Origin of the sequence: Shewanella sp. NKUCC05_KAH, assembly GCF_019345585.1 — a bacterium.
GTDB classification, from domain to species: Bacteria; Pseudomonadota; Gammaproteobacteria; order Enterobacterales; family Shewanellaceae; genus Shewanella; species Shewanella oncorhynchi.
Genome location: NZ_JAHKQZ010000021.1, coordinates 26,953 through 52,214, shown reverse-complemented (window position 1 = coordinate 52,214; position 25,262 = coordinate 26,953). Strand labels below are relative to the sequence as shown.

Sequence of the window (25,262 nt, the reverse complement as noted above, 5' to 3'; positions counted from 1 at the left end):
TAAGAATGAGTCGCAACTCATTTTTATAGGCAGGGGATTTAGAGTAAAAAGAAGAAATAAACAACGAGGAAAAAGGAGCTGAGTGCGCCAATAACCACTGGGTAAATGAGATAAGCATCTTGCGCTCTGGCAGCACGAATAAAACATAAATGAGCCAGAAAATAATTATAGATAAAAATCATAATTGAAATCATAACACCATGGCTAAAGCGTAATGTATTCATATTGAGTGCAACAATAATAAGCAATAGCCAATTCAGCAGAATAAGATACAGAAAGACCTTCTGTAATTTATCCGAGCCGTTTCGATGAAAAGATGCAGCCATTGCATATCCTATATTTTCGCCCGTAGTCTAATTGCATCAATCAAGTTCTGGACTTCAGCTTTATCACGATAAATCCAGCGAGCGCCTAAGAACTTCAATCGACCTTTAATCGTGTGTTCTCGAGTTACCTCACATAAGACTCGTGTTTGCTCAAGTTCAATATAGAATCTCCTCCCTACTGGCAGTGGTTCATTGCACAAAATCCCAACACCGCCAATGCTAATATCTTTTATATTTGCAGTTCCAATCGGCGTAATAACAAACCAGCGAGTTGTTGATAAATTTACTGTCAGGCCATCGCATGCAAATGCGAGTGGCGCTCTTTTATTTCGTCTCAGGCTAAATCTTTGATGAGTTCGACGATTATCAAATTCAATAATCTGATACTCAGGGGTCGCTTCAACTTCATCCTCAGAATGTACAAACTCTTCATACAGATTCATAGTCATCCCTAACAAATGAGAGCGGGTATTAACACTAGCGAGTGTTTGCTTGGCGCTTAATTTCGTTGATTGTAACGCCACTTGGGACTGTATCGATCGGAGCGCCAATCATGCCTCTTAATAACTGTTCAGCAGAGGAGGTTAAAATAAGCGCCTCAATCCGACGATTAGCCGCCGCAGCAGTATCCGAAGTGATGTAAGGAACCTGATCAGCCATACCCGTCACCTGAATAACCTGATCGCGTTTAACACCGCCACGCTCAAGCACTCTTCGTGCTAATAGTGCTCTTTCACTCGATAATTCCCAATTGGTAAATAAACTGCCCGCATAAGGCGTTGAATCCGTATGACCAGAAATAACCATGCTATTAGTTATATTTTTTAAAATAGGCCCTAAAGATAAAAGTAATTCTTCAAAATAGGGCTGCATCTGTGCACTGCCCCGCGTAAACATAAATTGATTCACATTATCGTGAATTAAGATGCGTATGCCTTGAGGCACAATCGTCACGGCAATATTTTCAGCCATACTTGAGCTTTGCACGACTCGATTCAATTCTCTGGCGAGCACAGTTAATTGCGCCTGAGTATCAAATTGCCCGGGGATGAGCGCACCTTCATCTAATCCTTCTGACTCTGAACCTCTAGGCATAGAATTGGAAGGTATGATTGGAGGGGCAATAGACATATTACCTTCTAAATCAATAATTGAAGATGACTGACTTAGCTCAAATGGATTCATTGGACCAGTGGGATTCATATCTCCACGTAAATACTGCACTATCATGGTTCGCTCTTTTTGATCAGCGATTTGCATGATCCACAGCACCATAAAGAGCGCCATCATGGCAAGCGTGAAATCGGCAAAAGCGACTTTCCACGCACCACCATGCCCATGATTACGCTTTCCTCGCTTTCGCCGCTTGATAATAATCGGCTCATTTTTATGGAGCATTAGCTTCTCTGCCCTTCCATCCAACGTTCTAACTCGATAAATGAAGGACGATTTTCACTTTGTATTTGTTTCCGTCCCGCATCAATAGCCATCATTGGTGGTTTACCTTTTGAAAAGGTCACTAAAATAGCGGCTATGCACCGAAGCTGTGCCGATTTGCGATCAACTAGATGTTCTAATGCCTTTGACATTGGGTCAAAGAAACAATAACACGCGAAAATACCAATAAATGTACCGACTAATGCCGCGGCAACTTTGACACCAATCATAGTAATTGGGCCATCAATATTAGACATAGTAATGATAATACCGAGTACAGCAGCTAAAATACCAAAGCCAGGCATAGCCTCTCCCACCTTACTAAAAGCTTCCGATGGCCGTAATCTGTCCTCTTCTATACGATGAATTTCTTCTTCTAGGATATGCTCTAAGTCATGGGGAGATATTTTCCCAATAGACTGCACTCGTAAGTTATCAATTAAAAACTGTAAAACATTTGGGTGATTGAGCACGGCTGGGTACATTAGAAAAATAGAGCTCTGATGAGGATTTTCTAAATGTTCATCGAGCACTTTTAAGCCTTGAGATTGGATCTGAGCCATTAAAGTGCCCATCAAAGGAAATAACTGAGGATATAATTCAGGATCTTCTTTGCCCTTATTAAATAATTCTTTTAACTGCTCAAGCATTTCTTTTAATACTGATTGTGGGTTAGCAATAATAAGCGCTCCAACTCCGGCCCCCATAATGATTAAAATTTCAGCAGGCTGCCACAATGCAGACAAAGCTCCACCCGCCCAAACATATCCACCAAACACAGAAGCTAAAATGATTAACAGCCCAACTAGTTTACTCATTACGATCTTCTCACTTTTAAACTTTAGCGCTGCAATATTGTTTTTAACTGTGAAATAGCTGATTTATGCAGCTGGCAAATACGCGTTTCAGTCAATCCCAATGCCATAGCTATCTCTTTTAAATTCAGCTCATGATGATAGTAAAGCGACAGAATTAGCTGTTCTCTTTCATTTAATTTTGAAATAACTTTGATCAAAGTTTGCTTCAGCATTAACCGCTCAACATCATTGCTTCTATCTACTGGATGATCACCGCCCAATAGCAACTCATCTAAGCTTTTCATCGACTCTGCTTGCGTCGAGTATAAACGTTCCCGATAATCCTCCGCGCTAAGCCCAAGCGCACTGGCCACTTCAAGATCGCTTGGTTCACGTCCCATCTCTCGACTCAAACGTCTAACTACATCATTAAGCTCATGGGCCTGCTGTCTAACAGGCCTAGGGCGCCAATCCTGCCGCCTCAACTCGTCGAGTATGGCACCGCGAATACGTTGCCCTGCGAAGGAAATAAATCCATTATCCAGCTCGCCAGGATACCGACGTGATGACTCAAGCAAGGCCATCATGCCAATTTGCTCCATATCCTCGAGGGATAACATCACGCCGCAGTGACTGCGCATCTGCGAGACTATACGTTTGATTAATGGCAAGTATTGTCGAATAATCTGTTGTTCAGATTGACGCTCTTCGACTGGATAATCACAGGTTTGTTGATATGCGAGTTGGCCTGCTGCTGTCATGATAAGGCCTCTTACTGGATCACCATGCGAGTAAAGAGTACTTCATCAATATCTGACGGTAATTGGTTATCTGACAGCACTTTAACCATCAATATCAACGCCTCTGATTGTAAACTGTCAAGCTGATCTAAGTGGTTCAACTGCTCAAATGTTTTACGTGAGAACATCTTCATCATAGCGTTTCGTATAAGTGGATCTGACTCCAGCAACACCGTTTTCATATTGGGATTACGGCTTTTTAATGACATTTCAAGCAGCATGTAATGGGGATACTTATCCCCAGGAATCGATATGACAAACTTTTCTAAGGGGTAAAACTTTGCCACAGGTACAGGTTCGACTTCGGGTTCCGATGCAAAAAGCTCTGCGAGCTTCCAATCTCCACTACTTGTCCCAATCCAAAATGCACCTGCGGTCGAACTAATGAGCACAAGTAACGCTAAAATTACCTTTACTAAACGAGATTTTAAAATTGCCATGAAACGACTCCGGCACCTAAGCCAATAAATCTAATTGGGATTTCTCTCTCGCCATCACATCGACTACATTATCCGTTGTAGTTTCAGCCGCTATCGACGAGGAGAATAATGCAGTTTCCTGTTGATGCTGTTGCGATTCTCCTTGGCCAATATCGACATCAATTTGACCGCCATGATCCATTGCCAAATCCACTCTCAAACGATCTAAACCATTGAGTAATGCATCTCGAATTGCCGGATTTACTGCATGCATTTGCACCTGTAAACGATCGCCCTCTAAACGAATATTGAGCTCAATCTTGCCGAGTTCTGGCGGATCTAACCTTAATTCGGCTTTCTTAATGTGTTGATCGACTTGGAAACGAAGATGCTCTCTTAAGGGAGTAAGGATCTCCTGAGAGTGCTGCGCTAAAGAAGCCATGGGAGTGAGAGATACAGGGCCCCATTGAGTAGCACTTGCAGCCTGCGTACCCGCAACCTGCTGAGATCCTATCGCATTTATATCTTTAACTTCATGCCCCCTAAGTTCTGCCAACACACGCTGAAACACTGACGAGTCAGATTTCAAATGCTCAAAATCCCCAGAGAAAGTTGCCAGCGTTGAATCCTGCGTAAATACGCCGCTCATTTTCAAGGATTCGCCACTCATGCCCACAGGCTGAGTACGACTTCCTGTAAGAGCCATAGATGAGGTCATCCCTGAGCTAAATAGGATTCCTCGTTGCTCTGTGGCTGAGAGCCCAATTAAAGACGCAGGAGTTCGACCTATCGGATCCGCTTTAACAGTTTCCGCAGGAAAAATCACAGGAACAAACGGCGCGACAGCAGTCGGTGAAACGAGACTAGCCTGAGGCGTGGCGGCTAAGCCATCTTGAATAATAGGCGCTGAGTTGATCTCAGTATTTAACAGTGGCTGAGACAATACTGGTACAACAGGAACAAAAGATACTGAGTCAGATAAATTGCTATTAAAATATTGATTTGAAAGAGTATCAACATCTCTTTCTAAAGTATGTTCGGCATTCTGAGTCCACAGAGCTCCCTCTAACGGGAGAGGTGCTGCAGACAATCCGACTGGCAACCCCAACAAGGTAAATGACTCTGATTTATCTTGATCAACTGCACTTGCCACTTTAGTCGTCAAGCTGGTATTTGTGCCAACAGGACGAGTTGAAAGAAGATCAGATATCATCCAAAGCTCCACTTACTTGTGTTAATTGATAGGCGGCTAAACCTGGTTGTTGCGCCTTAAAGCGGCCCATTTCAGCAGCTAATTCATCACGAGCCAAGATCAACTCTTGTAGCACTTGGGAATGAACCCGCTTTAATTCTGCACGTGCTAATTTCTGCTCAATATCATGAGCCTCACCAGCCTGTTGCAGTGCTTTGATCAAAGCGATGTTCACTTTTCGGACGCTTTCCCAATCCTGAGCATCTGCATATTGGCGTAAAGCATTCGCAAAACGCGCCCACTGCTTAATTGAGATTTGTCCATCCTTCTCTGACATTCGTAATCACCTGAGTCACTGGAACTAGCGCTTCAGCACTGTTTTCGACACTGGCGCTGACAAGCTGACGGCTACAAAAGTCATAGAGACGATGTAAACTCACGGCAACCTCACCACCATTTTCAAGGTCAAGCATAGAGTCCAAGCCATGCACGATATTAAGGCACTTATGGATACTCATTCCTTTCGCCTCAAACCTTTGGTATTCCATATGGCCAGCGGTCCGCTCTAGTTCTTCCAATAAACCATCAAGTAACATACGCACCATGTCATGGGTTGTTGCTGCCGCTACTTGTGCATCTAAAGCGGTTTGCTTGTAGGCATTAAATGGATCGTACTCATTTAACATTTTTTACTGCTTCCTATGAAAACAACTGACTTGCGGAATTAAACTGATTAATGGTGGATTCCATTGCCGTAAACTGGGTTAAATAAATCTGATACTTTTGATTCATTTGATAATCATGGCGCGCCATACTGTCATTCACACTTTTAATCTGCTTATTTAGCGCTTCCTGCTTTTGATCGATATAGCCATTGAACTGTGTAAAAGGTTTTAGGGTCTTTTCTATGCTTTTGATATAACTGTCAGGACCAGTAAACATGGCTTGTACTTTTTCTGGATCACTTTTAAAGCTATCGGTCAGCTTAGCATCATCAATTTTTAGTTTTCCGTCTCGTCCAATCTCAATCCCGATATCAGACAAACGCATGCCGTTAGCAGCCGTTGCAAATACAGAATCACGTAATTTAGACTGGAGAAGGCGAATAGAGGTATCCCCCTTCAACACACCAATTTGCGCTTCACTCACTGCAGTGGTTTTGTCTTCCTTATCTTTATCGGAAGAGCCAGAGTCAGAGGTCTTAACGCCCATAGAACGAGTTAATTGATTAATTTGCGTCATTAAAGAATTAAATGAATCGACAAAATCCTTAACCGCTTTCTTATTCGCTTCAAAATCGTCTGTGACTTTAATCATGCTGCTTTCACCAGCCGCATGCACCTTGACTAATTCGAGGCTGACACCATCAACAACATTTTCTAGATAGTTACTACTGCTGGTAATACTGATACCGTTTAATGTGAGTTCCGCATCTTGTGCTGCACGACGTTCTGTCATGCCCCAATCGGCACCGTTAAACTCTACCTTCACTTGATTCGCGACACCCGATTCCTTTGAAGACAGCATAAATTCGATTTGGTTACCTGTGCGCACTAATGACGCTTGTACACCAGGATTACCCACTTGTTTATTGATCACATCGCGTAACTGAGACACAGAAATAGCCGCACCGCCATTAACCGTTGCCAAATCAATTTCCATACGCTTAGTCGGATCACTACCGACTTGAATACTGATAATGCCCGACGTTGGCAACAATTCACTTTCAGAGGAATAGGCTTTAGTCAGTTGATGCGCTTGCGCAAGTTTATGCACACTCAAATCATAGTTGCCCTTAGGCGCATCAGATTTAACTGTCGCGGTCGCATTCTCGCCCGTAACCGTAGCAATTTTGCCTTTAGCTGCATCGCCACCCATTTCACTCAGCTTAGTGGCCATCTTCTTCATATTATTTTCGAGCAATGTATAGGCATCTAACTGTGTTTTGCTGGCAGTTAGCTTGCCTTTGTAAAGCGTATCTTTACCTGCGCGGTCTGCGCCAATCAGTTGCTGAGCAAATTGTGCTGCATTCATACCTGAAATCATGACTACCTCCACTCGTTCTAGAGCAAAACGCATGCCAAAAACAAGTCACTGTTTTTAAAGAAAATTAAATAATTAACTGGCCCAAACACAGCTAAATACTTCCGCATGAACACTTAAACAGGAAAACCATCTTCCACTTTGTGTTATCGAAAATTACCCACTAAAACATGAACCTTATAGGTTTCAATCTCGGGTTTAGCGACTACCGACCAATACATAAACCGTGGCTAAAATAAAAATGCCAGTCAGCGCAACTAACTGGCATTTTAGCCGTGACCAATAACATCACTTGCCCAATAGCATTAACGCAATAGACCCATGACTAAACCCGTGTTCTGGTTAGCTGAAGACAGTACCGTTGTACCCGCCTGAACTAATAATTGATTACGTGTCATATTGGCAGATTCAACCGCGAAATCGGCATCCATAATACGGCCGGCAGCGGCTTTAGTATTTTCAGTTACGCTGGCAAGGTTAGCCGCAGTATGGCCAAGACGGTTAATGTTGGCACCTAAGGTTGAACGTTCTGTCCCCACTTTCGCCAAGAAGGTATCAACAGCCCCGATAGCCGTATTGGCGGCTGCAGAAGTCAACAAATCACCAGTAACTGTCTTATCAATAGCACCTAAGGTAACTGACATTTGCTCTGCTCCATCCGAGCCAATCTGAAAGGTCACACCTTTGACGAGTACACCATCAGTAGCATCTTTAAATAAGTTATTACCCGCATAGGTTGTATTTTCTACAATCCGGGTAATTTCTGCATTTAATTGCTTAAATTCATCATCCAACGCTTTTAAATCTGCTGTAGAGTTAACGCCGTTTGATGCTTGAGTCGCCAATTCTTTCTGGCGGTTAGCAATAGTCGTTAATTCTTCTAACGCACCATCAGCGGTTTGCAGCATAGAGGTCGCATCAGAAATATTGCGTGAAGCCGTTTCCATGCCCTTTACGTTAGCACTCATGCGGTTAGCAATTTGCAAACCCGCTGCATCATCAGATGCGCTATTGATACGTAAACCCGTCGACAAACGCTCCATAGCATTAGTTAATAGATTATTGCTTTTATTAACAGCACCTTGTGCAACAATTGACGCGTAATTAGTGTGAACACCTAACATATCAGCTCTCCTAGAAAAAACAGTTATCTTGGCTATGCCTGAATCCCGGTATAGCTCCATAACTAAGTAAGGCGACAGCAACAGCGCAAAACTAAAACTTATTTAAAAATAGATGGGATCACCTCTATAAAAACAGACTTAAATGGCATCCACAAAACGCCATAAAAAATGCCAGCAAGCTAAGCTTACTGGCACTTAAAACTAACTCAACTCGGCGTAATTAACGCAGTAGCCCCATCACTAAACCTGTATTTTGGTTAGCAGAAGACAGTACCGTTGTACCCGCTTGAACTAATAATTGATTGCGGGTCATATTGGCAGATTCAACCGCGAAATCGGCATCCATAATACGTCCAGCGGCAGCTTTGGTATTTTCAGTCACACTGGCAAGGTTAGCTGCAGTATGTCCAAGACGGTTAATGTTGGCGCCTAGTGTAGAACGTTCTGTACCGACTGCTGCGATGAAAGTATCAACAAGGGCAATTGCCGCATTCGCGCCAGTAGTTAAATCACCAGCCGCCAGCGCAGCATCATCTATGGCTGTTGTTGTAACAACCAATTTTTCACCCGTTCCGGCACCAATTTGGAAGGTAACACCAGCCTCCAACTTGGTGAATAAGTTATTACCGGCATAAGTTGTATTATCGAGAATACGGGTAATTTCGGTGTTTAATTGAGTAAACTCATCATTCAGAGCCGTTAAATCATCAGCAGAGTTCACACCGTTTGCCGCTTGAGTGGCGAGTTCTTTCTGGCGATTAGCAATGGTCGTTAATTCTTCTAACGCACCATCAGCAGTTTGTAGCATAGAGGTCGCATCAGAAATATTACGTGAAGCGGTTTCCATACCTTTAACGTTAGCGCTCATGCGGTTAGCAATTTGCAAACCAGCAGCATCATCAGATGCGCTATTGATACGTAAACCTGTCGATAAACGCTCCATTGCATTAGTCAATAGGTTATTGCTTTTGTTAACAGCACCTTGAGCAACGATTGAAGCGTAATTAGTGTGAACACCTAACATATGTAGTTCTCCATTAAATAACGAGCATTTGGGTTAGACCTGAGTTCAGGCATAACTAACTAAAGCGACTACACAAGCCCACAACTAAAATCGATATTTAAAAAATAGAGTGTATAGCACTGTAAAAACTAGACTGAAATGGCATGCACACCATAAAAAAATGCCAGCAAGCTAAGCTTACTGGCATTAAAACTAACACTGACTAATTGAATAACATTAGCGCAGTAAGCCCATCACTAAACCCGTATTTTGGTTAGCTGAAGACAGTACCGTTGTACCTGCTTGAACTAATAATTGATTGCGGGTCATATTGGCAGATTCAACCGCAAAGTCGGCATCCATAATACGGCCTGCAGCGGCTTTAGTGTTTTCGGTAACGCTCGCTAAGTTAGCGGCAGTATGGCCAAGACGGTTAATGTTGGCACCTAAGGTAGAACGCTCAGTACCCACAGCGGCTAAGAAGGTATCCACAAGGGCAATCGCAGCATTGGCGGTACCACCTGTTAAAGTACCTGCGACAGTTTTAGGAATTGCGCCTAATTTAACATCCATTGTTTCCGTTGTTCCGGCGCCAATTTGAAATTTCACGCCCGTACCAGAGGTCAATACACCAGTATCGAATAATTTATTACCGGCATAAGTAGTATTTTCTACAATACGCGTTATTTCGGCGTTCAATTGCGTGAACTCATCATTTAATGCCGTTAAATCAGCCGCAGAGTTAACGCCGTTAGAGGCTTGAGTAGCCAATTCTTTCTGGCGATTAGCAATGGTCGTTAATTCTTCTAACGCACCATCAGCGGTTTGTAGCATAGAGGTCGCATCAGAAATATTGCGTGAAGCCGTTTCCATACCTTTTACGTTAGCGCTCATGCGGTTAGCAATTTGCAGACCAGCAGCATCATCAGATGCACTATTAATACGTAAACCAGTCGACAAACGCTCCATAGCATTAGTTAAAAGGTTATTGCTTTTATTTACAGCACCCTGCGCAACGATTGAAGCGTAATTAGTATGAACACCTAACATAGTAGTTCTCCAGAAAATAACGATTGTTTTGGTTAGGCCTGAATCCAGGCATAACTCATTAAGGCGACATGAAAAGCTCATCACTGAAGCCAAATAGCTTATTTTCAAAAATTAAATAATCACACTTAGGGTTTGCTTCAAAAATTAGAGCAGCAGAGCGCTAACCTGTTCGCGGTTCGTATTTCCCTGCGCCATCAAAGATGTTACTTGATAGGCAAAAGGATAGGGTTGCATAAATTTATGCAAATGCTGGAGTTCAAATTTGGGCTGACTAGATGCGGTCAATTGCTTAACCTTCACCAGCAGTAAGCGGTGGGATGCTTTAATATCATCAATTTGCACTGTGACTTTTTTATCTACCTTTGACACTTTAGCCAATGTCATTTTTAACTTTTCAGTATCCGTAAAATTCCATTCACGGGGATCCTGCCAACTAAATTTCTCTTCTAATGGTATATTCCTCGGCTCACCCGCGGGCAACCTTTGCCCTTCGCCGACCATTAAAATCCCCCCATTGAGCTTCCTCCAAGTCTCATGCGGTGCTGTAAACACTGTGTCATTGGTCGATAAGCGGTCGATACTTATCCCAATCGAAGCTAAAACAGGCTCTATGATATCTTGTAGCTCTAAGCGATTTTTATTGGCAGGCAAAAGCAAATGCAATGTTTGCTTCTCTGTAAAAAGCGTAATCCGCTCATCGCGGTTCTTAGGTGATGTGAGATCGACTCGTCGGTACCTAAAAAAATGTAATGCCGCAGGCTGGGATGCTGAAATCAAATTCAAGTGATGATCGAGTAAACGCTTTCCTTGGTAATAAGGCCTAATCTCGATTAATTGTCTTCGACACTCCTCCGCTTTATGTAATGCATCTTCAACAACTGTGTGTTTACTGAACAAGCAGGTTTGTAGCTGTTTGTTCAGTTGACCTAGGATACTCTTGGCAGAAATCAAGCTCTGTAACACCACTTGTGATGCACTAATATTATGTTGCTCTTGAGTCACCTTGGCCCAACGTCCGTAGGCTTCCAATCTATGCTTAGGTATGGGCCTCGCTTTCGGTGCACTGCGGGGCGCACCTGATATCGGAGCAACATAATGAGACGTTACCGTCTGACTTTGACGTAACTGACTAAGTGACTCACCTATCCCTTTGATCATTTAACTCATTACCTACATATGATTGAAAAGGGACAGCTGGCTTATCTGTACAAAAGTTTGCTGGGTAATTTTTAATGCGGTTAATTTGACATTGAACTCGGCAGTGGCTGCGGCATAATCGAGTTCCTGCGTTTCACCTATCACTTGTTTACTAAACAACACCATTTCTTCATGGGAGCTTTTAACTAAAGCGAGATTATTTTGTTTGCCACCAAAATCGGTAATAGCCGCACCTATGCTATCTAAGGTTTCACTTAACGCTGTTTGTATTCCACTCGCGGCTGCACTAAAAGCAGGATCGCTTGGTGATAAGCTTGGATCATTTAATACGTTAATATAGTCCATTGCTTGATTTAAAATATCTTGACCAGCATTGGAGAACAAGACTTTTTCGGCGGTGACATTAGCCGTAGTCCATGAAGAGTTAGACGTTTGTACCGTTCTCTCGCTAGCATCACCTTGGTAGACGTATCGCCCAGCCGCATCCTTAACTACCGCAGCTTTCTCAATCGCATTACCGGAAAAGAGATAATTACCCGACTCATCGGTGGCGTTAATATTATCCACTAACCCCTTTAAGAGTTCTTCCATTTCAGAAGCATAGGATGCTCTATCCTCTTTAGAGAGATTCGAACTATTAGTCGCAATACTGATTTCCTTCATCCGCTGCTGCGTCTCAACCATGCTGGATAAATAGGTTTCAGCACGGCTCATATTGGTACTTAAGGAATCGATATTTTTAATGTATTGCTGTACTAGTGCTAAATCGCGTTGGTTATCCATTACCCGAACAACACCAATAGGATCATCCGAAGGCGATAGTATTGAGACACCTTTAGAGAGCATTTGATTCAAACGTGCCACATCATAGGTCGTGTTCTGCAAACTGTTTAAATTGTTAGTGTATAAATTTTGCATTGTTACACGCATGAATAAAGTCCTTAAAAGCTACTAAGCATAGTTTGAAACAGTTGATCTGCGGTGGAAATCACCTTCGCATTCGCCATATATGACTGCTGATAGATGATCAAATTAATCCCTTCTTCATCGGGATTTACACCACTGGTACTCGCCCATTGGGACTGCGCATCTTTTTGCAAATCTACACTGGTTTTAGCAAATGAAATCGCTTGGCGAGAAGCAGAACCTAACTGGCCAACCTTACTGGAAAAGGATTCCGCTAAGCTTGTATTACTGCCAAGGCTAGTAAAACTCAGCTCTTTATTCGCTAGCTGTACTAAAGCTTTTAAATTTGCGTTATCGCCTTGGGTGCCATCTTTACCAAAGGCAAGTTTATCAGGCGTAAAACCGGCCGTTAGAGATAAGCTTCCTCCTGGGTTATTAGCTTGATAAGTAAATAAATCCTGTGACGGTGTCGCACCATTTAAGTCAGTGCCAGAAGCAAGAATAGAATTAAACTCGGTCGCTAACATGACCGCTAACTCATCTATGTACTGTTGCGAATCCGCGAGCTGTACATCACGGTACGTAAGCAAGGCACCTAAACTGCCACCAGCGGTTTCATCAACATTAAACTGGCTAGCACCAAATTGGATAGTCACCAAATCGTTCTTAGGATTAGTAGGATCGGGATTACTCGTTAACTTAGCAGCAGTATTTCCCGTCAATAGCGGCTCACCTCGGGCCAGCGAGATATTGACCATGCCTTGGCTATCTTCAACAACCCGAATATCTAAAATCGCCGCTAAGTCATCAATCGCAGCATCTCGACTATCTTGCAGTGCAGGGGGAATCGTTCCTGTCACACTCGCCGCCTGAATGTCGCGGTTGAAACTGGCAATAATATTTAGTTGTGAGTTGATCTCTTTTACGGATGAACCAAGCTGTCCATTGATCTGATTACGTTGCGAATCAATATTGTCGTTGATTGCATTCACTCTTTGGGCAACGGCCTTAGCCTCATTAAGTACACCTTGTCGATAGGCAATGAGATTAGGTTGTTCCATAGATGAATTAAGGGCGGCGAATAATTGATCTAGGCCTTTTGAGATATTATTCCCTTCGGCACCAAATACTTGTTCAGCCTGACGCAAATAACTACTTTGCACTTTAGAAAAACCAACAGCACTCGTTGTTTGCCATAACTGCGCGACTTCGTATTGATCAGAGATCCGTCTAACACCATCAACAAACACGCCCGCGCCGGAGCCATAAGCACCGCCACCAACCGAACTTAACATCACCTGCTGACGTGAATAGCCTGCAACCATAGCATTAGCAACGTTATTTGAGGTTGCATTCAATGCGGCCATGCTTGCCAATAAGCCAGACTTACCAATGTTCAACATGCTCATTTAAAATCCTTCACAACGGGCCGCATAATAAGTGCAGGCTGCATCGCTGTTGTTGTCATCTGTTGAGGATCAAAGGCGACCGGATCTTTCTCAGACTGAAATGAACGTGATAGCTGCTTAGTCATCACGTCAGCCAAGCCCATACCATTGACTTGGCTTAAACGACTTGCCAATTCCGCATCATGTAAATCTTGATAAAGGCCATTATTGCTTTTGGAAGTTAAAGGATTATCTTCATCGGCCATAGCGTCGGTGGCTGAGCGCATTTGCTTAAGTACCGTTTGCAAGAACTGCGCCTCAAATTGTTGACTGACTAATTTAAGTGCACCTTGCTCGCCATTCGCCTTAATCAAATCATCGGCATTCAGCTTATTTAAGTAACCGCCCGTATTTTCAACTTTCATTAAATCACCACCAAATCAGCTTCTAAAGAGCCCGCTTCCGCCAAAGCTTCTAAAATTGCCATCAAGTCCATTGGTGTCGCACCTAAGCTATTTACGGCACGCACGATTTCTTCAATTGCCGTGCCCTCGGGCCAAACAAACATACGTTTGTTACCTTGCTCGACTAATACTTGGCTATCATTAGTCACCACGGTTTCCCCTGCGGCATTACCAAGATAAGCGCCATTAGGCTGGCTCACGTTTTCCCGTTCAACAATAGTCACTGTCAGATTGCCATGGCTCACAGCGGCTTTACGAACCACAACATCTCCCCCTAATACCACAGTGCCAGTACGACTATTAAACACGATTCGAGGTGAACGTCGGCCTTGGTCAATCTTGAGTTCTTCAAGCATTGACATAAAAGTCACACGCTCTCGATTCGACTTAGGCGCGTGTATCAGAACCTTGGCATGATCTTGCGCACGTGCAACATCGGGGCCAAATAGTTCATTCACAGCCCGTTCGATATTTCGGGCGGTTTTAAAGTTAGGATCCTTAAGGTTTAATATGATGTCTTCATTATCACTAAAGTTACTTTTGATTGGTGCCTCAAGTAAGGCACCATTGGGGATAGTGCCAACAGTTGGCACATTCACAGTCACAGATGATCCATTACGACCGGCGGCAGAAATACCGCCAACCACTAAGTTGCCCTGCGCTACCGCGTAAACCTCACCATCGACAGCCCTAAGAGGCGTCATTAATAAGGTTCCGCCCTGAAGACTTTTTGCATCACCAAGGGATGAAACCGTCACATCTAAGGATTGTCCTGGGCTCGCCAGAGAAGTAATAGTCGCATGCACAGCAACAGCGGCGACGTTCTTTAACTTAGGATCGGTTTTATCATCAATCTGTACACCAAACTGTTTAAGCATATTGACGACAGATTGACTGGTAAATTTAACTTGAGAGCGGTCACCCGTTCCATTTAATCCGACGACTAAGCCATAACCCACGAGTTGGTTATCACGCAGACCTTGCACATCGACAATATCCATCAAGTAGCGGCTTTGCTCTTCCGCTTGCAGTGTACCAGTAGCCAAAAGTAACAATAATAAACAACGTAGCATCAAAATATCCTTTGCTAGAGCGGGAACCATGGACTATTGAAATAGCGAGAAGCCCATCCCATAGCATTACTGTCGGCAATGGCACCTTGACCACCATAGATAATTCGGGCATCGGCAATACGTTGCGACGATATCGTATTGTCATTACCTATATCATCAGCACGTATAATGCCAAGTAAGCGTAAATACTCATCGCCCTGATTCAATCGCAGCCATTTTTCACCACGTATCAACAAGGTACCATTAGGTAAAACCTTAGAAACAGTTACAGTGATTGAACCTGATAACTGGTTTTGCTGTGTACTTGAGCCTGCACCATTAAACCCTCTCGAAAAAGAGGTTTTACCGTCAGCATTGGCCGTTTTATCACCAATATTGCCCGCAAGTCCCATACCCATATCTTGTTCTTTGTTGGTCTTGGTATCCGCTTTCTTACTCGAATAGGTTTTTTCATCTAACGCGACGGTTAAAATATCGCCCTCACGGAAAGCACGTTTATCCTTAAAAAGTGTCAACATGAAACCGGGACGATAAAGACTGCCATCCTTTGCATCTGGCAGGCTGTAGTCAATCTCAGGCGGTGCCCACTCTTTAGTGCCAGGTTTAGTCTCCTTATCTGGAATATGCGACATACAACCCGATAACAGTGCAAGCCATAAAAACCATAACCAACGCATGATTGCCTCTCTAAACCGATTGATTGAGGAACTTGAGCATATCGTCTGAGGCTGACACAACTTTGGCATTCATCTCATATGCTCTCTGCGTGGAAATCATTTCGACCATTTCTTCCACCACGTTGACGTTTGCGCCCTCTAGCGCACCCTGTCTTAAAGCACCTAAAGCTTGATCACCCGCCACACCTTCAACCGCCACACCCGATGCCGCCGTTTCACGGTAAAGGTTGTCACCTCGAGCTTCTAACCCTGCTGGATTAGTAAAGTTAACAAGCGTGATTTGACCTAAATCTTGAGGTTCAGCTTCACCCGCCATTTTCGCTGTGACAACACCATCGTTAGCAATGGTAACGGTTAGCGCATCTTCAGGGATCACGATATTGGGCACTAAAGGTAAACCTTGTGACGTGACCATCATGCCTTCACTACTGCGATAAAACTGACCGTCACGGGTATAAGCAAGATCGCCATTTGGCTCTTCTACTTGGAAAAAACCATGACCTTCGATCGCTAAATCCAACTGCTGACTGGTATTTTGCATATCCCCAGTAGTGAATATTTTTTGAGTACCAACGACTCTCGTTCCTGCACCTAATTGCAGACCCGATGGCAGATTATTCAGTGCATCAACCTGTCCACCTGGCTGACGTTGAACCTGATAAAACAGATCATTAAACGCAACACGGTCACGCTTAAAACCAGTGGTATTCACGTTTGCCAAGTTGTTGGCAATCGCAGTCATTTTCGTATCTTGTGCTGTTAGGCCGGTTTTACTTACCCATAACGCTGATTGCATACCAATAATCCTTAAACATTGCCCAGCAGACGATTACCAGCCTCGGCTAGCTTTTCTGCACTTTTCATTAACTTAACTTGAATCTCAAATTGACGACTCAAATCCATAGATGCAATAAGCTCTGACACGGCCTGCACGTTACTCGACTCAAGGAAGCCACTATCCACTAACACACCTTCATCTTGTGGCACTGCTTGGCCATCACGACGATAGAGCAACCCATCTTGCCCCTTTTGCATTAAGGCAAAGTCAGGATTCACTAGCTTTAATCGGCCCACTTCCTCAATGATCCCGCCTTCAGAGGGTAAAACACTGACTGTGCCGTCTTCACCCACAAAGACATCTTTATGCTCAGGCAACGCTATCAGCCCATCAACGCCTAATACAGGTCGGCCATCGATAGTCAGTTGCCCCTCGGCATTGGTCTCAATTGCACCTGAACGGGTGTATGCTTCAACACCGTCAACAGCCACACTGAACAAGCCACGATCGCGGATCGCTAAATCCAATGAACGGCCCGTAGGATTGATCACCCCACTTTGCTGGCTAAAACCACTACTCTCAGTCTGTGCCATGACTCTTGTATTCAAACTATTGCCTTGGGCAGCTAAAGGCACGGCATTCACGCGCTCAAGATCGGCTTTAAACCCTGCGGTTTCAGCGTTAGCCAAGTTATTCGCGCGAATACTTTGCGCCTCAAGAATACGAACTGCACCACTGGCGGCGGTATAAAGCATCTTCTCCATATCAGTGTCTCTTCTTAAATGGCATTAAGTAATGCTTGTTGCATAGTCGAGTTCACATCGAGAACTTTGGCGTTAGATTGATAATTACGTTGTGCCGACATGAGGTTAACCATTTCAGCGGTCGTATCCACATTCGAGCCCTCTAAATACCCCCCCGTTACAGTGCCCATAGTGCCTGTAGATGGCGCCCCCATAATCGCTTGCCCAGCGGTATTTGTAGCCACCCAAGCATTGTTACTCACGGCAGATAAACCATTGGGATTACTAAAGTTTGCGAGGACGACCTGACCCTGTAATTGATCTTGGCCGTTAGTATAAGTGCCATACAACATGCCATTGTCATCCAGACGCACACCTTTCAATTCACCCGAGGTGTAACCGTCTTGAGATAAGCTGGAGTTGTTATATTTGGCGGCATACTGAGTGCTTTTATCAAAATTGATATCAAATTTAAGCGGTGATGCCCCATTACCCAATGTAAGGTCGAAGGTATCCTTTGTCGTAGTTGGATCTAAAATGCCTTTTGAATCAAATTTTAATGTTGTTTGGTCTGGCAGAAGAGTCCCATCCAAGGTGTAATTAACCGTCCATTCATTCGGCGCTGTTTTTACATAATACTGAGTCACCACATGCTCTGTACCCAAAGAGTCGTAGACACTGGTGGTACCAATAGAGTGATAACTATCAATATTTTTAGGATCAAATGGCACGGCTGGGACAGCTGGAGGAATAACATCGACTCTCGCATCGAGATTTGAAACCATGCTGACATTCGTTGTGGCTTTGGCCGCTAAAGAAGCCGTTTGTACCTGTAAATCACCCGCATTACCTGTTTGCAATCTTCCCGTCGCATTCACAGAATATCCCTGTAAACGATTACCGACTGGATCGGTTATAAAGCCTTGATTGTCCTTATGGAACATCCCAGCTCTAGCATACATGGCGCCGCCATCATTCCCCTTGAGAACAAAAAAGCCTTCGCCTTGGATCCCCATATCAAGCTGACGCCCGGTATAAGTTAAGCTGCCACCTTTAGAGAAGTTTTGGCTCGTTGACATCACGCCAACGCCACCCGCCTGACCACCATTATAAATTGATGCAAATTCACTACGGCCACCGCGAAAACCACTCGTTGATGCGTTAGCAATGTTATTACTGATAGTGTTGAGGTCTTGAGTTGTCGCCTGTAAACCACTTAAAGCTATGTTAAATGACATCTTAATATCCTATAAAAATAATTTACGAAACTTCAGAAATATTGAGCACAGAAACAACACCAACACCATGGCCCATTTCAGCCATCATCATGCCGGATGCACTGGAGAAATGGATTCTCTCAATCGGTGCCTTAATATACGTTGGCGCAACTAAACTATTTTCACCTAGTGTCGCCTTAGCTTTGATTTCATATTGGCCTGCAGACAACCCCAGCTCAGCAGGATCAATAGAGAACCGAACATCGCCAACATCCTGAGCACCGAGTTGAATAGTGCTAACGACCTGACCTTGTGCATCGATAATTTCAAGATCTAAGCCTTCAGCTGCATTCTCTAAATACACTTTGCCTTCAACCGCTTCACCATCGAGCTGAAACTCAGACACAGGCACCATGGCATTCTTACCAATCAAAGATGCCGACTGTACTATGCCCAAATTTTCCATCATGACCATTTGGCTTGATTGATTCTTCCGCATTCCCTCTAAGCTTTCGACCTGCGAAAACTGCGCTAATTGAGAGATATACTCAGCACTGTTAAGCGGTTTAGTGGGATCTTGATTCTTGATTTGCGCGATCATTAAGGTCATAAATTCATTCTTTAATGACGCAGCATCATTCCCTGGTGCCGCTAATGCACCTGCAGGATTCTGAATCGAGTTGTTACCAGAGCGAGCCAATTCCATTGCTATTTATTCCCTAGTTGCAATAAACCTTGCTGCATAGAACGCGCACGATTCATGATTTCAACACTGGTTTCAAATGAACGACTTGCCGCCATCATGTCAGCCATTTCTTCAATCGTGTTCACATTAGAGTAAGCAACATAGCCTTGTTCATTGGCAAAGGGATGATTCGGCTCATAACGCATATCCAATGGGGCATCCGCTTGGACTATGTCACTCACTTCAATCGAAGCACCAATCGCACCTTGTTGAGTCGCATCGTAAATAGTCGCAAATACGGGTTTTAATGCTCGATAGGCCGACTCAGGGTTTTCGGCGGCAGTTCCAGCGTTAGCTAAGTTACTCGCGACTGTATTTAAACGTATGGTCTGAGCATTCATGCCAGCACCCGCTATTTGATAAATATCGCCAAATGACATACAGGCTCCTAACGACCTTCAATAGCAGACTTTAGACCGGCTATTTTCATGTTTAAAAATGTCAAACTCGTTTGATAATCCATCGCATTCTGTGAATATCTTGCCTGTTCCTTACCGAGTTCCACGGTATTATCATCGGCAGAATTTTGATAAGGCATGCGATAAGCGAGGTTGTACTCTTGATTCATCTGCATGCCTGCTTCAACTTGCTTCATGGCCGCTTTGAAATCCAAATCTCTCGCTTTGTACCCCGGAGTTTCGGCATTGATTAAATTACTCGCTAATACCTTGCTTCTCTCCACTCTAAAATCGAGTGTCTGAGGATGTATTCCTAATGCTTTATCAAGGTTGATAGCCATCTCAACTCCTAGTACTGTATGCGTAATTAATTTAGATGGTCGAGCAGCTTACAATTAGCATGCCAATATACTTATTCATATAAAACAGTTGGTTAAATGAAATTGCTATTGATATACGGAAAGTTCTTTTCCCTCACTTTCTTACTGAGCATAGGGTTACTTCCGCTCAATGTGCACGCGAAAGGGAAGATCACGGCGACAGAACAAATATCTCAGCAAATGACAAACTCCGTAGCCGCAGAGATAGCTAAGTGGCAACAATCGCAAGAGATCAAAAAAGTCAGCAAAAAAATCACACTGCACATTCCTTCCAGCACAGCCAAGCTAAAAACGTGTAGCACGGCGCTCCAAGTCGAGGCTGCTAAAGGGCTCCCATTCGGTCGGATCCAACGAAAAATAAGCTGTGCCTCTGAAGGCTGGTCACTCTATGTTCGGGCCAAGGTTGCTCTCAGCGCCTACATTCCTGTTGCCAACAAAACGCTTAAGAGAGATGAAGTTGTCACATCAGAAAATCTACAATGGCAAATGCTGCCCTTAACTGCGTCAGATCAAGACATTATTACTGATGAAAAACACATTTTAGGGCAAGCGGTTGCCAGAAAAATAATCAAAAACAAACCCATAAGAGCAAGCAATTTAAGTGCACCAGAACTCGTGAGCATAGGAGATGAAGTGATTATTGAAGCAGTCAGTGCCACCTTTTATGCCAATATGATTGGGATTGCTATGGATGCGGGTAAACAAGGTGATGCCATTAGAGTGAGGAATAGTAGTTCAGGGAAAATCATTACCGCCTACCCCATAGCTAAGGGGAGAGTTGAAACCCGTTTTTAACATTCAGGTCACCTGAGGATAAATTTAAAAATTTATTTTAGATTTATCCTATTTAGGTCGCCTATATCTAATATCTAGCCATTTATGACGATGAACATCTATGGAAATTAATAAAATTAGTAGTGCCTTGAGCACTGAGTTCAGCACGAGTAAGAGCGCTAATACGCCCAGAAAGCCCGTTGAATCAGAAAATCTATCAACGCCAACACGACAAGATATTAGTCACGACTGGCAATTGTTAGAACAAACCCAGAAAGAGTTACATACCATCTCCGACGTTGACACAGATAAAGTTGCTGCTATACGTCAGGCTTTAAGTAATGGCAGCTTTGAGCTGAGCTTAGATAAAATTGCAGATAAGATATTGATACAGCATGGATAATAGTCAAGTAAATAAGCGCGAACTTGTTCAAAGTTTAATTCGCGATATTCGTCAAGATCTTGAGGGATATAGTCAATTAAAATCAATGCTTAAGCACCAACGTGAATTAATGCAACGCAGGGATAATGATGCGCTCTTAGCCCATAACGAGCGTCAAACTGCACTGTGTAACAAGTTAGCTTTGAGAGCCAAACAGCGAAGCGAAAATCTCGCGACACTAGGTTTTAATAGTGACAATAGTGGCATGAGACGCTTAATCACGGCGCTACCTGATCACCTAAGACCGCAAATAAAAATGTCATGGGACAACTTGCAGCTGTTAGTGAAAGATAGCCAAACAGCCAATGAAACCAACGGCAGATTGCTAGTAATACAGCAAGAGACGATTAACCGTATCCTGAATCAAGATGGCCAACACCATGAAATTGATTACGGTGCCAAACGCTAATCAAACTGAATTATTGAGAGTTACCAAAGCCCTCGCTAATGGGACATAGTTTAAAAGGTGGCTCTCAGCTGTAATGACACAGCGCTTATTGGCCTTTATTCTTGTAATAGAAACCCGCCATATCATCAACAACAGCCTGTTCACGACGTGCCACTTGTGCTTGTTCTTGTATATGTGTTTGTTTTTCAAGCCACTTCAAACCTTGCTGACGCCCTAATTGCTTACGCCATAGGCGATCAATGCGCAGTTGTTCCTGTTGTAGAAAAACCTCCTTTTGAGCTAACTTCACCCGCATAGGCTCTAACACTTGCGCCATACTTGCGGAATTTTGCCAGAGCAAAACATTTGAGCCCTCTTTCGCACCACGATAAGTCAATATCATTTGGGCTAAGGCTTGATTTTGTTGTTGATTTAGTTGAACGCTTAGGCTGGAATCATCGCGTTTTTGCCCTAGCTGCGCTAATTTCTTTTCAGCTTGAACACGTAACTTAGAGAGATGACGCTGGCTCATATCCCATAACTCCCATCAACTGTTCCAATTGCACTAAACTTTCAGCCAAATTGACTTTACTGTGTGTAGTCTGGCGTAAAAATCGTGCCATTTCTGGATACACTCGCACAGCAAGATCCATTTCAGGATCTTGGCCCGCTTGGTACCCACCTAAAGGTAATAAGTCTCTGACCTCATTGTAACGACTCAAAAGATGTCTAAAGATCTGACTCTGTTCAATACTGCTAGAGGTCGCTATGTGCATGGCTAAGCGGCTCACAGACGCATTAAGATCAATCGCAGGGAAATGTCCTTGCTCGGCCAATTTACGACTTAGCACTATATGGCCATCTAAAATAGCTCTCGCTGCATCTGCAACAGGATCCTGCTGATCATCGCCCTCGGCCAATACGGTATAAAACGCGGTTAGCGTTCCCGTCGGATGTTCACCATTGCCCGCCATTTCCACCAGTCTAGGTAACTGTGCAAATGCCGATGGCGGATAGCCTTTGGTTGCTGGAGGCTCACCTAAACTCAAGGCGATTTCACGCTGTGCCTGAGCATAACGAGTCAATGAATCTACTAATAACAGTACTTGCTTGCCCTGATCCCTAAAAGCACAGGCAATGGAGTGGGATAACCGCATTGCACGTAATCGCATCAGCGGTGTGGTATCTGCAGGGGCTGCAATAATCACAGCCCGTTTACGCCCTTCTTCACCGAGTGTTTCTTCAATAAACTCCCTGACCTCACGGCCACGCTCACCAATTAAGCCAACCACCACGACATCTGCTTCAGTAAAACGAGTCATCATGCCTAATAACACACTCTTACCCACACCAGAGCCCGCAAAGAGCCCGAGTCGCTGGCCTCTACCAATGGGCAACAAACTATTGATAGCGCGAATACCGACATCTAGCGGCTGCCGAATAGGCTGGCGCAGCAAAGGGTTGTAACTCGTGTGAGATTGCGGGACTTGTGAAACACCGGTTAAATCGCCCAGTAAGTCGAGTGGCTGTCCAAGTCCATCAAGCACCCTGCCAAGCAAACCATCACCAATAGCAATTGTTTGCTCATCCGTAATAGGCAGCACTCTGGCACCTGGCATCAAGCCCTGTGTAGGCTCAATCGGCATAAGGCACAATACGTCCCGATGAAAGCCAACGACTTCAGCCTCAATTAAACGACCATTTCGCCCTTCAATCTGGCAACGATCCCCCATGCCAAGCTGACAGCCAACAGCCTCAAGCAATAGACCATTGACTCGAATGAGACGTCCATAAACCCTTGCAACTGGAACCTGAGGCCAATCGTCATGAAATACATCAGACTCCAATCTCAGCCTCATTCAACTTGGTTTCAACCTGCTTCATGCAAGCATCGAGTCGTGTCTCGACTGAAGCATCTGCATCGGATTTATCACTCACAATTCGACAACTGCCCGCTGAAATACTGCTATCAGCGATGAGATTCCAGCCACGGATTTTATCTTCCGAGAGCTCTTTTAATTTAGTCACGGCACTCGGCTCTAAATGGATTTTGATATCCGCTTGATCATCGGGCAACGCACTCAAGGTTTCTTCAACGAGTTTAAGTATTTGTTGTGGCTGCAGGGTTAGCTCGCAGCGGATCACTTGTTGTGACACTCGGCGTACTAACTCAAGGATCAAATTTTGCTGTTCACGAACCTGCTTTGCATGACCGTCTTCGAGTAGTTCTCTCAAGGCACCTAGCGGTACGAGTAAACTGTTGAGCTGCTCATCGATGGATGCTCTACCCGCTGACTGCCCATCTAACCGACCTTGATGAAAACCAGCTGCATGTCCAGCAATGCGCCCTTCTTCTATGCCAGCCTCATAACCCGCACTCTTACCTTGAATAACACCTTCGTCATAACCCTCATCGAATGCTTGTTGATAACTTTGAAAATCACTGCCCGCATCGGAATTTGATTCAACCGCATCGTGTAATGCGGGAAAACGATAACGACGAGCGAGATTGGTATTTAGACGCCAACGAGAATGCTTGTTTTCCATTAAACAACGACCTGTTCTTCAAATAGCTGCAATTCAATTTCACCTTCTTGCATTAATTGCTTCGCCAGTTCCATTATCTCTTTACGCGCCCCACTCGCTCGGCTAACAGGTACACCACCTAACGCTTCTATTTGTGTTTCAATCGCTGACGACATACGTTTAGGCAAGGCATTGAGCAAGGCATCTTTTAATTCAAAATCAATGCCTTTTAATGCTAACGATAAGGTTTCAGAAGGTACTTGTCCTAATAAGGTCTGCAACGTTTCTTGCTTTTGTCGCCCAAGAATAATGAAGTCAAACATATTATCGGTGACATCGATCGCCATCTGCTTATCATGGAGTTTGATCATTTCCATCAGTTGTTCTCTGTCACCTTCGAAGCGATTGAGGATATCGGCAACCTGTTTGACACCCGCCACTTGCGTGTGACTTTTCTCCATTGCCATCAACATACAACGCTCAACCAGTTCTCGCAGTTCCTCAACAACGTTACGATCCAATTCGCCAAGTTGCGCGATACGAACGAGCACCTCATCTTGGCTATCAGTGGGCAACATTTTTAAGATTTTAGCGGCACTTTCTGGTGGTAATAATCCCAACAATACCGCTTGCAACTGGCAGTGCTCATGGGTGATTTCACGGGCAAGTAATTGTGGGTCAACCCATTCGAGACGCTTAACGAGCACTTTAATCTCATCACCATAAATACTATCGATAAGACTTTTAGAGACTCTGTCTCCCAAAGCGATATCGAGCGTCTTTTGCAAATAGGACCGTGAGGCTCTGGCGATACCCGATTGTTCTTTATAGCGTTGGAAAAAACGGCTGAGTACTGCCTCGGCTTCTTGCTGGGTAATACTCGATAACCGCGCCATTTTATGGCTTAAGTGTTGCACATCGTTACGATCCAAATGCGCCATGACCATGGCAGCACCTTCTTCTCCCATACTCAGTAATAACATGGCCGCTTGGGCGTAATTGTCCATCTTAATT

The 25,262-nt window shown here is 44.0% G+C and carries 32 protein-coding genes; 3 read left to right on the top strand and 29 right to left on the bottom strand.

The window, feature by feature from the left end:
• Positions 1 to 38: 38 nt before the first annotated feature.
• The 25 genes from KO533_RS17950 to flgB form a co-directional block, all read right to left on the bottom strand.
• Entirely contained in the window at positions 39 to 326 is a 288-nt protein-coding gene (locus tag KO533_RS17950) for a hypothetical protein (protein WP_113940804.1), read from the bottom strand.
• Positions 327 to 334: 8 nt separating this feature from the next.
• The gene (locus KO533_RS17945) at positions 335 to 769 is read right to left on the bottom strand and encodes a pilus assembly protein PilZ (protein ID WP_113940805.1); all 435 of its coding nucleotides are present in this window, start codon (positions 767 to 769) and stop codon (positions 335 to 337) included.
• Between the two features lie 34 nt (positions 770 to 803).
• Complete coding sequence (locus KO533_RS17940) at positions 804 to 1,724, bottom strand: flagellar motor protein MotB (protein WP_219255444.1); 921 nt, start codon at positions 1,722 to 1,724, stop codon at positions 804 to 806.
• Complete coding sequence (motA, locus tag KO533_RS17935) at positions 1,724 to 2,581, bottom strand: flagellar motor stator protein MotA (protein WP_113940807.1); 858 nt, start codon at positions 2,579 to 2,581, stop codon at positions 1,724 to 1,726. The genes KO533_RS17940 and motA overlap by 1 nt, the downstream gene beginning before the upstream one ends.
• A 23-nt stretch (positions 2,582 to 2,604) precedes the next feature.
• The gene (locus KO533_RS17930) at positions 2,605 to 3,321 is read right to left on the bottom strand and encodes an RNA polymerase sigma factor FliA (RefSeq protein WP_113940808.1); all 717 of its coding nucleotides are present in this window, start codon (positions 3,319 to 3,321) and stop codon (positions 2,605 to 2,607) included.
• Positions 3,322 to 3,332: 11 nt separating this feature from the next.
• Complete coding sequence (locus KO533_RS17925) at positions 3,333 to 3,800, bottom strand: flagellar basal body-associated FliL family protein (RefSeq protein ID WP_198573110.1); 468 nt, start codon at positions 3,798 to 3,800, stop codon at positions 3,333 to 3,335.
• A 16-nt stretch (positions 3,801 to 3,816) separates the two neighbouring features.
• Positions 3,817 to 4,992 carry a flagellar hook-length control protein FliK gene (locus tag KO533_RS17920; RefSeq protein WP_219255442.1) on the bottom strand — a complete coding sequence of 392 codons (1,176 nt, stop codon included), beginning with the start codon at positions 4,990 to 4,992 and terminating at the stop codon, positions 3,817 to 3,819.
• The gene (locus KO533_RS17915) at positions 4,982 to 5,308 is read right to left on the bottom strand and encodes a hypothetical protein (RefSeq protein WP_219255441.1); all 327 of its coding nucleotides are present in this window, start codon (positions 5,306 to 5,308) and stop codon (positions 4,982 to 4,984) included. The genes KO533_RS17920 and KO533_RS17915 overlap by 11 nt, the downstream gene beginning before the upstream one ends.
• Positions 5,277 to 5,657, bottom strand: coding sequence for a flagellar export chaperone FliS (gene fliS, locus KO533_RS17910; RefSeq protein WP_113940812.1), 381 nt, complete (start codon positions 5,655 to 5,657; stop codon positions 5,277 to 5,279). Before fliS ends, KO533_RS17915 begins: the two co-directional genes overlap by 32 nt.
• Positions 5,658 to 5,670: 13 nt before the next feature.
• Positions 5,671 to 7,017, bottom strand: coding sequence for a flagellar filament capping protein FliD (fliD, locus tag KO533_RS17905; RefSeq protein ID WP_113940813.1), 1,347 nt, complete (start codon positions 7,015 to 7,017; stop codon positions 5,671 to 5,673).
• A gap of 302 nt (positions 7,018 to 7,319) precedes the next feature.
• Complete coding sequence (locus KO533_RS17900; RefSeq protein ID WP_113940814.1) at positions 7,320 to 8,138, bottom strand: flagellin; 819 nt, start codon at positions 8,136 to 8,138, stop codon at positions 7,320 to 7,322.
• Positions 8,139 to 8,358: 220 nt separating this feature from the next.
• Entirely contained in the window at positions 8,359 to 9,162 is an 804-nt protein-coding gene (locus KO533_RS17895; protein ID WP_113940815.1) for a flagellin, read from the bottom strand.
• Positions 9,163 to 9,378: 216 nt separating this feature from the next.
• Positions 9,379 to 10,191, bottom strand: coding sequence for a flagellin (locus KO533_RS17890; protein ID WP_006083386.1), 813 nt, complete (start codon positions 10,189 to 10,191; stop codon positions 9,379 to 9,381).
• A 144-nt stretch (positions 10,192 to 10,335) separates the two neighbouring features.
• Positions 10,336 to 11,349: a hypothetical protein gene (locus KO533_RS17885; protein ID WP_219255439.1), complete on the bottom strand. Its 1,014-nt coding sequence runs from the start codon at positions 11,347 to 11,349 to the stop codon at positions 10,336 to 10,338.
• A gap of 12 nt (positions 11,350 to 11,361) precedes the next feature.
• Positions 11,362 to 12,279 carry a flagellar hook-associated protein FlgL gene (gene flgL, locus KO533_RS17880; RefSeq protein WP_219255437.1) on the bottom strand — a complete coding sequence of 306 codons (918 nt, stop codon included), beginning with the start codon at positions 12,277 to 12,279 and terminating at the stop codon, positions 11,362 to 11,364.
• 11 nt (positions 12,280 to 12,290) lie between these two features.
• Positions 12,291 to 13,664 (bottom strand): flagellar hook-associated protein FlgK, encoded by a 1,374-nt coding sequence (gene flgK, locus KO533_RS17875; RefSeq protein ID WP_113940818.1) that lies wholly within the window; start codon positions 13,662 to 13,664, stop codon positions 12,291 to 12,293.
• A complete protein-coding gene (locus tag KO533_RS17870; protein ID WP_113940819.1) occupies positions 13,661 to 14,068 on the bottom strand; it encodes a rod-binding protein in 408 nt (135 codons plus the stop codon). Before KO533_RS17870 ends, flgK begins: the two co-directional genes overlap by 4 nt.
• On the bottom strand, positions 14,068 to 15,180 hold the full coding sequence (locus KO533_RS17865; RefSeq protein WP_113940820.1) for a flagellar basal body P-ring protein FlgI: 1,113 nt from the start codon (positions 15,178 to 15,180) through the stop codon (positions 14,068 to 14,070). Before KO533_RS17865 ends, KO533_RS17870 begins: the two co-directional genes overlap by 1 nt.
• A gap of 14 nt (positions 15,181 to 15,194) precedes the next feature.
• On the bottom strand, positions 15,195 to 15,857 hold the full coding sequence (gene flgH, locus KO533_RS17860; RefSeq protein WP_219255435.1) for a flagellar basal body L-ring protein FlgH: 663 nt from the start codon (positions 15,855 to 15,857) through the stop codon (positions 15,195 to 15,197).
• A 10-nt stretch (positions 15,858 to 15,867) separates the two neighbouring features.
• A complete protein-coding gene (gene flgG, locus KO533_RS17855; RefSeq protein WP_006083393.1) occupies positions 15,868 to 16,653 on the bottom strand; it encodes a flagellar basal-body rod protein FlgG in 786 nt (261 codons plus the stop codon).
• Between the two features lie 11 nt (positions 16,654 to 16,664).
• Positions 16,665 to 17,399, bottom strand: coding sequence for a flagellar basal body rod protein FlgF (locus tag KO533_RS17850; protein WP_219255433.1), 735 nt, complete (start codon positions 17,397 to 17,399; stop codon positions 16,665 to 16,667).
• A gap of 14 nt (positions 17,400 to 17,413) precedes the next feature.
• A complete protein-coding gene (flgE, locus tag KO533_RS17845) occupies positions 17,414 to 18,616 on the bottom strand; it encodes a flagellar hook protein FlgE (RefSeq protein ID WP_113940823.1) in 1,203 nt (400 codons plus the stop codon).
• 22 nt (positions 18,617 to 18,638) lie between these two features.
• Positions 18,639 to 19,301, bottom strand: coding sequence for a flagellar hook capping FlgD N-terminal domain-containing protein (locus KO533_RS17840; RefSeq protein WP_113940824.1), 663 nt, complete (start codon positions 19,299 to 19,301; stop codon positions 18,639 to 18,641).
• Positions 19,302 to 19,303: 2 nt separating this feature from the next.
• Positions 19,304 to 19,720 (bottom strand): flagellar basal body rod protein FlgC, encoded by a 417-nt coding sequence (flgC, locus tag KO533_RS17835; protein ID WP_113940825.1) that lies wholly within the window; start codon positions 19,718 to 19,720, stop codon positions 19,304 to 19,306.
• A gap of 8 nt (positions 19,721 to 19,728) precedes the next feature.
• Positions 19,729 to 20,079 (bottom strand): flagellar basal body rod protein FlgB, encoded by a 351-nt coding sequence (gene flgB, locus KO533_RS17830; protein ID WP_168825885.1) that lies wholly within the window; start codon positions 20,077 to 20,079, stop codon positions 19,729 to 19,731.
• 96 nt (positions 20,080 to 20,175) lie between these two features.
• Between flgB and flgA the strand changes: the two genes are divergently transcribed.
• The 3 genes from flgA (at position 20,176) to KO533_RS17815 (ending at position 21,743) form a co-directional block, all read left to right on the top strand.
• On the top strand, positions 20,176 to 20,913 hold the full coding sequence (gene flgA, locus KO533_RS17825; RefSeq protein ID WP_219255432.1) for a flagellar basal body P-ring formation chaperone FlgA: 738 nt from the start codon (positions 20,176 to 20,178) through the stop codon (positions 20,911 to 20,913).
• Positions 20,914 to 21,013: 100 nt separating this feature from the next.
• Entirely contained in the window at positions 21,014 to 21,295 is a 282-nt protein-coding gene (flgM, locus tag KO533_RS17820; protein ID WP_113940828.1) for a flagellar biosynthesis anti-sigma factor FlgM, read from the top strand.
• The gene (locus KO533_RS17815; protein WP_028761850.1) at positions 21,288 to 21,743 is read left to right on the top strand and encodes a flagellar protein FlgN; all 456 of its coding nucleotides are present in this window, start codon (positions 21,288 to 21,290) and stop codon (positions 21,741 to 21,743) included. Before flgM ends, KO533_RS17815 begins: the two co-directional genes overlap by 8 nt.
• Before the next feature lie 85 nt (positions 21,744 to 21,828).
• Here KO533_RS17815 and KO533_RS17810 read toward each other — a convergent pair whose 3' ends face one another.
• The 4 genes from KO533_RS17810 to KO533_RS17795 are packed head-to-tail and all read right to left on the bottom strand — an operon-like array spanning position 21,829 to position 25,255.
• On the bottom strand, positions 21,829 to 22,254 hold the full coding sequence (locus tag KO533_RS17810; protein WP_168825887.1) for a hypothetical protein: 426 nt from the start codon (positions 22,252 to 22,254) through the stop codon (positions 21,829 to 21,831).
• Positions 22,232 to 23,581 carry a FliI/YscN family ATPase gene (locus tag KO533_RS17805; protein WP_113940831.1) on the bottom strand — a complete coding sequence of 450 codons (1,350 nt, stop codon included), beginning with the start codon at positions 23,579 to 23,581 and terminating at the stop codon, positions 22,232 to 22,234. Before KO533_RS17805 ends, KO533_RS17810 begins: the two co-directional genes overlap by 23 nt.
• Positions 23,559 to 24,269 carry a flagellar assembly protein FliH gene (gene fliH / locus KO533_RS17800; RefSeq protein WP_113940832.1) on the bottom strand — a complete coding sequence of 237 codons (711 nt, stop codon included), beginning with the start codon at positions 24,267 to 24,269 and terminating at the stop codon, positions 23,559 to 23,561. The genes KO533_RS17805 and fliH overlap by 23 nt, the downstream gene beginning before the upstream one ends.
• The gene (locus tag KO533_RS17795; protein ID WP_251073491.1) at positions 24,269 to 25,255 is read right to left on the bottom strand and encodes a flagellar motor switch protein FliG; all 987 of its coding nucleotides are present in this window, start codon (positions 25,253 to 25,255) and stop codon (positions 24,269 to 24,271) included. The genes fliH and KO533_RS17795 overlap by 1 nt, the downstream gene beginning before the upstream one ends.
• Between the last annotated feature and the right edge of the window lie 7 nt (positions 25,256 to 25,262).

Coding starts and splice junctions, on each gene's coding strand:
- flgL (WP_219255437.1), bottom strand. CDS start 12,279: ATGCGTGTAACAATGCAAAATTTATACACTAACAATTTAAACAGTTTG.
- KO533_RS17885 (WP_219255439.1), bottom strand. CDS start 11,349: ATGATCAAAGGGATAGGTGAGTCACTTAGTCAGTTACGTCAAAGTCAG.
- KO533_RS17840 (WP_113940824.1), bottom strand. CDS start 19,301: ATGGAATTGGCTCGCTCTGGTAACAACTCGATTCAGAATCCTGCAGGT.
- flgB (WP_168825885.1), bottom strand. CDS start 20,079: ATGGCTATCAACCTTGATAAAGCATTAGGAATACATCCTCAGACACTC.
- KO533_RS17920 (WP_219255442.1), bottom strand. CDS start 4,992: ATGATATCTGATCTTCTTTCAACTCGTCCTGTTGGCACAAATACCAGC.
- flgK (WP_113940818.1), bottom strand. CDS start 13,664: ATGAGCATGTTGAACATTGGTAAGTCTGGCTTATTGGCAAGCATGGCC.
- KO533_RS17870 (WP_113940819.1), bottom strand. CDS start 14,068: ATGAAAGTTGAAAATACGGGCGGTTACTTAAATAAGCTGAATGCCGAT.
- flgC (WP_113940825.1), bottom strand. CDS start 19,720: ATGTCATTTGGCGATATTTATCAAATAGCGGGTGCTGGCATGAATGCT.
- flgA (WP_219255432.1), top strand. CDS start 20,176: ATGAAATTGCTATTGATATACGGAAAGTTCTTTTCCCTCACTTTCTTA.
- KO533_RS17925 (WP_198573110.1), bottom strand. CDS start 3,800: ATGGCAATTTTAAAATCTCGTTTAGTAAAGGTAATTTTAGCGTTACTT.
- KO533_RS17900 (WP_113940814.1), bottom strand. CDS start 8,138: ATGTTAGGTGTTCACACTAATTACGCGTCAATTGTTGCACAAGGTGCT.
- KO533_RS17865 (WP_113940820.1), bottom strand. CDS start 15,180: ATGCTACGTTGTTTATTATTGTTACTTTTGGCTACTGGTACACTGCAA.
- fliS (WP_113940812.1), bottom strand. CDS start 5,657: ATGTTAAATGAGTACGATCCATTTAATGCCTACAAGCAAACCGCTTTA.
- KO533_RS17850 (WP_219255433.1), bottom strand. CDS start 17,399: ATGGAGAAGATGCTTTATACCGCCGCCAGTGGTGCAGTTCGTATTCTT.
- KO533_RS17890 (WP_006083386.1), bottom strand. CDS start 10,191: ATGTTAGGTGTTCATACTAATTACGCTTCAATCGTTGCGCAGGGTGCT.
- KO533_RS17950 (WP_113940804.1), bottom strand. CDS start 326: ATGGCTGCATCTTTTCATCGAAACGGCTCGGATAAATTACAGAAGGTC.
- KO533_RS17940 (WP_219255444.1), bottom strand. CDS start 1,724: ATGCTCCATAAAAATGAGCCGATTATTATCAAGCGGCGAAAGCGAGGA.
- flgE (WP_113940823.1), bottom strand. CDS start 18,616: ATGTCATTTAACATAGCTTTAAGTGGTTTACAGGCGACAACTCAAGAC.
- motA (WP_113940807.1), bottom strand. CDS start 2,581: ATGAGTAAACTAGTTGGGCTGTTAATCATTTTAGCTTCTGTGTTTGGT.
- KO533_RS17805 (WP_113940831.1), bottom strand. CDS start 23,581: ATGAGGCTGAGATTGGAGTCTGATGTATTTCATGACGATTGGCCTCAG.
- fliH (WP_113940832.1), bottom strand. CDS start 24,269: ATGGAAAACAAGCATTCTCGTTGGCGTCTAAATACCAATCTCGCTCGT.
- flgM (WP_113940828.1), top strand. CDS start 21,014: ATGGAAATTAATAAAATTAGTAGTGCCTTGAGCACTGAGTTCAGCACG.
- KO533_RS17915 (WP_219255441.1), bottom strand. CDS start 5,308: ATGTCAGAGAAGGATGGACAAATCTCAATTAAGCAGTGGGCGCGTTTT.
- flgG (WP_006083393.1), bottom strand. CDS start 16,653: ATGCAATCAGCGTTATGGGTAAGTAAAACCGGCCTAACAGCACAAGAT.
- flgH (WP_219255435.1), bottom strand. CDS start 15,857: ATGCGTTGGTTATGGTTTTTATGGCTTGCACTGTTATCGGGTTGTATG.
- fliD (WP_113940813.1), bottom strand. CDS start 7,017: ATGATTTCAGGTATGAATGCAGCACAATTTGCTCAGCAACTGATTGGC.
- KO533_RS17810 (WP_168825887.1), bottom strand. CDS start 22,254: ATGAGCCAGCGTCATCTCTCTAAGTTACGTGTTCAAGCTGAAAAGAAA.
- KO533_RS17815 (WP_028761850.1), top strand. CDS start 21,288: ATGGATAATAGTCAAGTAAATAAGCGCGAACTTGTTCAAAGTTTAATT.
- KO533_RS17945 (WP_113940805.1), bottom strand. CDS start 769: ATGAATCTGTATGAAGAGTTTGTACATTCTGAGGATGAAGTTGAAGCG.
- KO533_RS17930 (WP_113940808.1), bottom strand. CDS start 3,321: ATGACAGCAGCAGGCCAACTCGCATATCAACAAACCTGTGATTATCCA.
- KO533_RS17795 (WP_251073491.1), bottom strand. CDS start 25,255: ATGGACAATTACGCCCAAGCGGCCATGTTATTACTGAGTATGGGAGAA.
- KO533_RS17895 (WP_113940815.1), bottom strand. CDS start 9,162: ATGTTAGGTGTTCACACTAATTACGCTTCAATCGTTGCTCAAGGTGCT.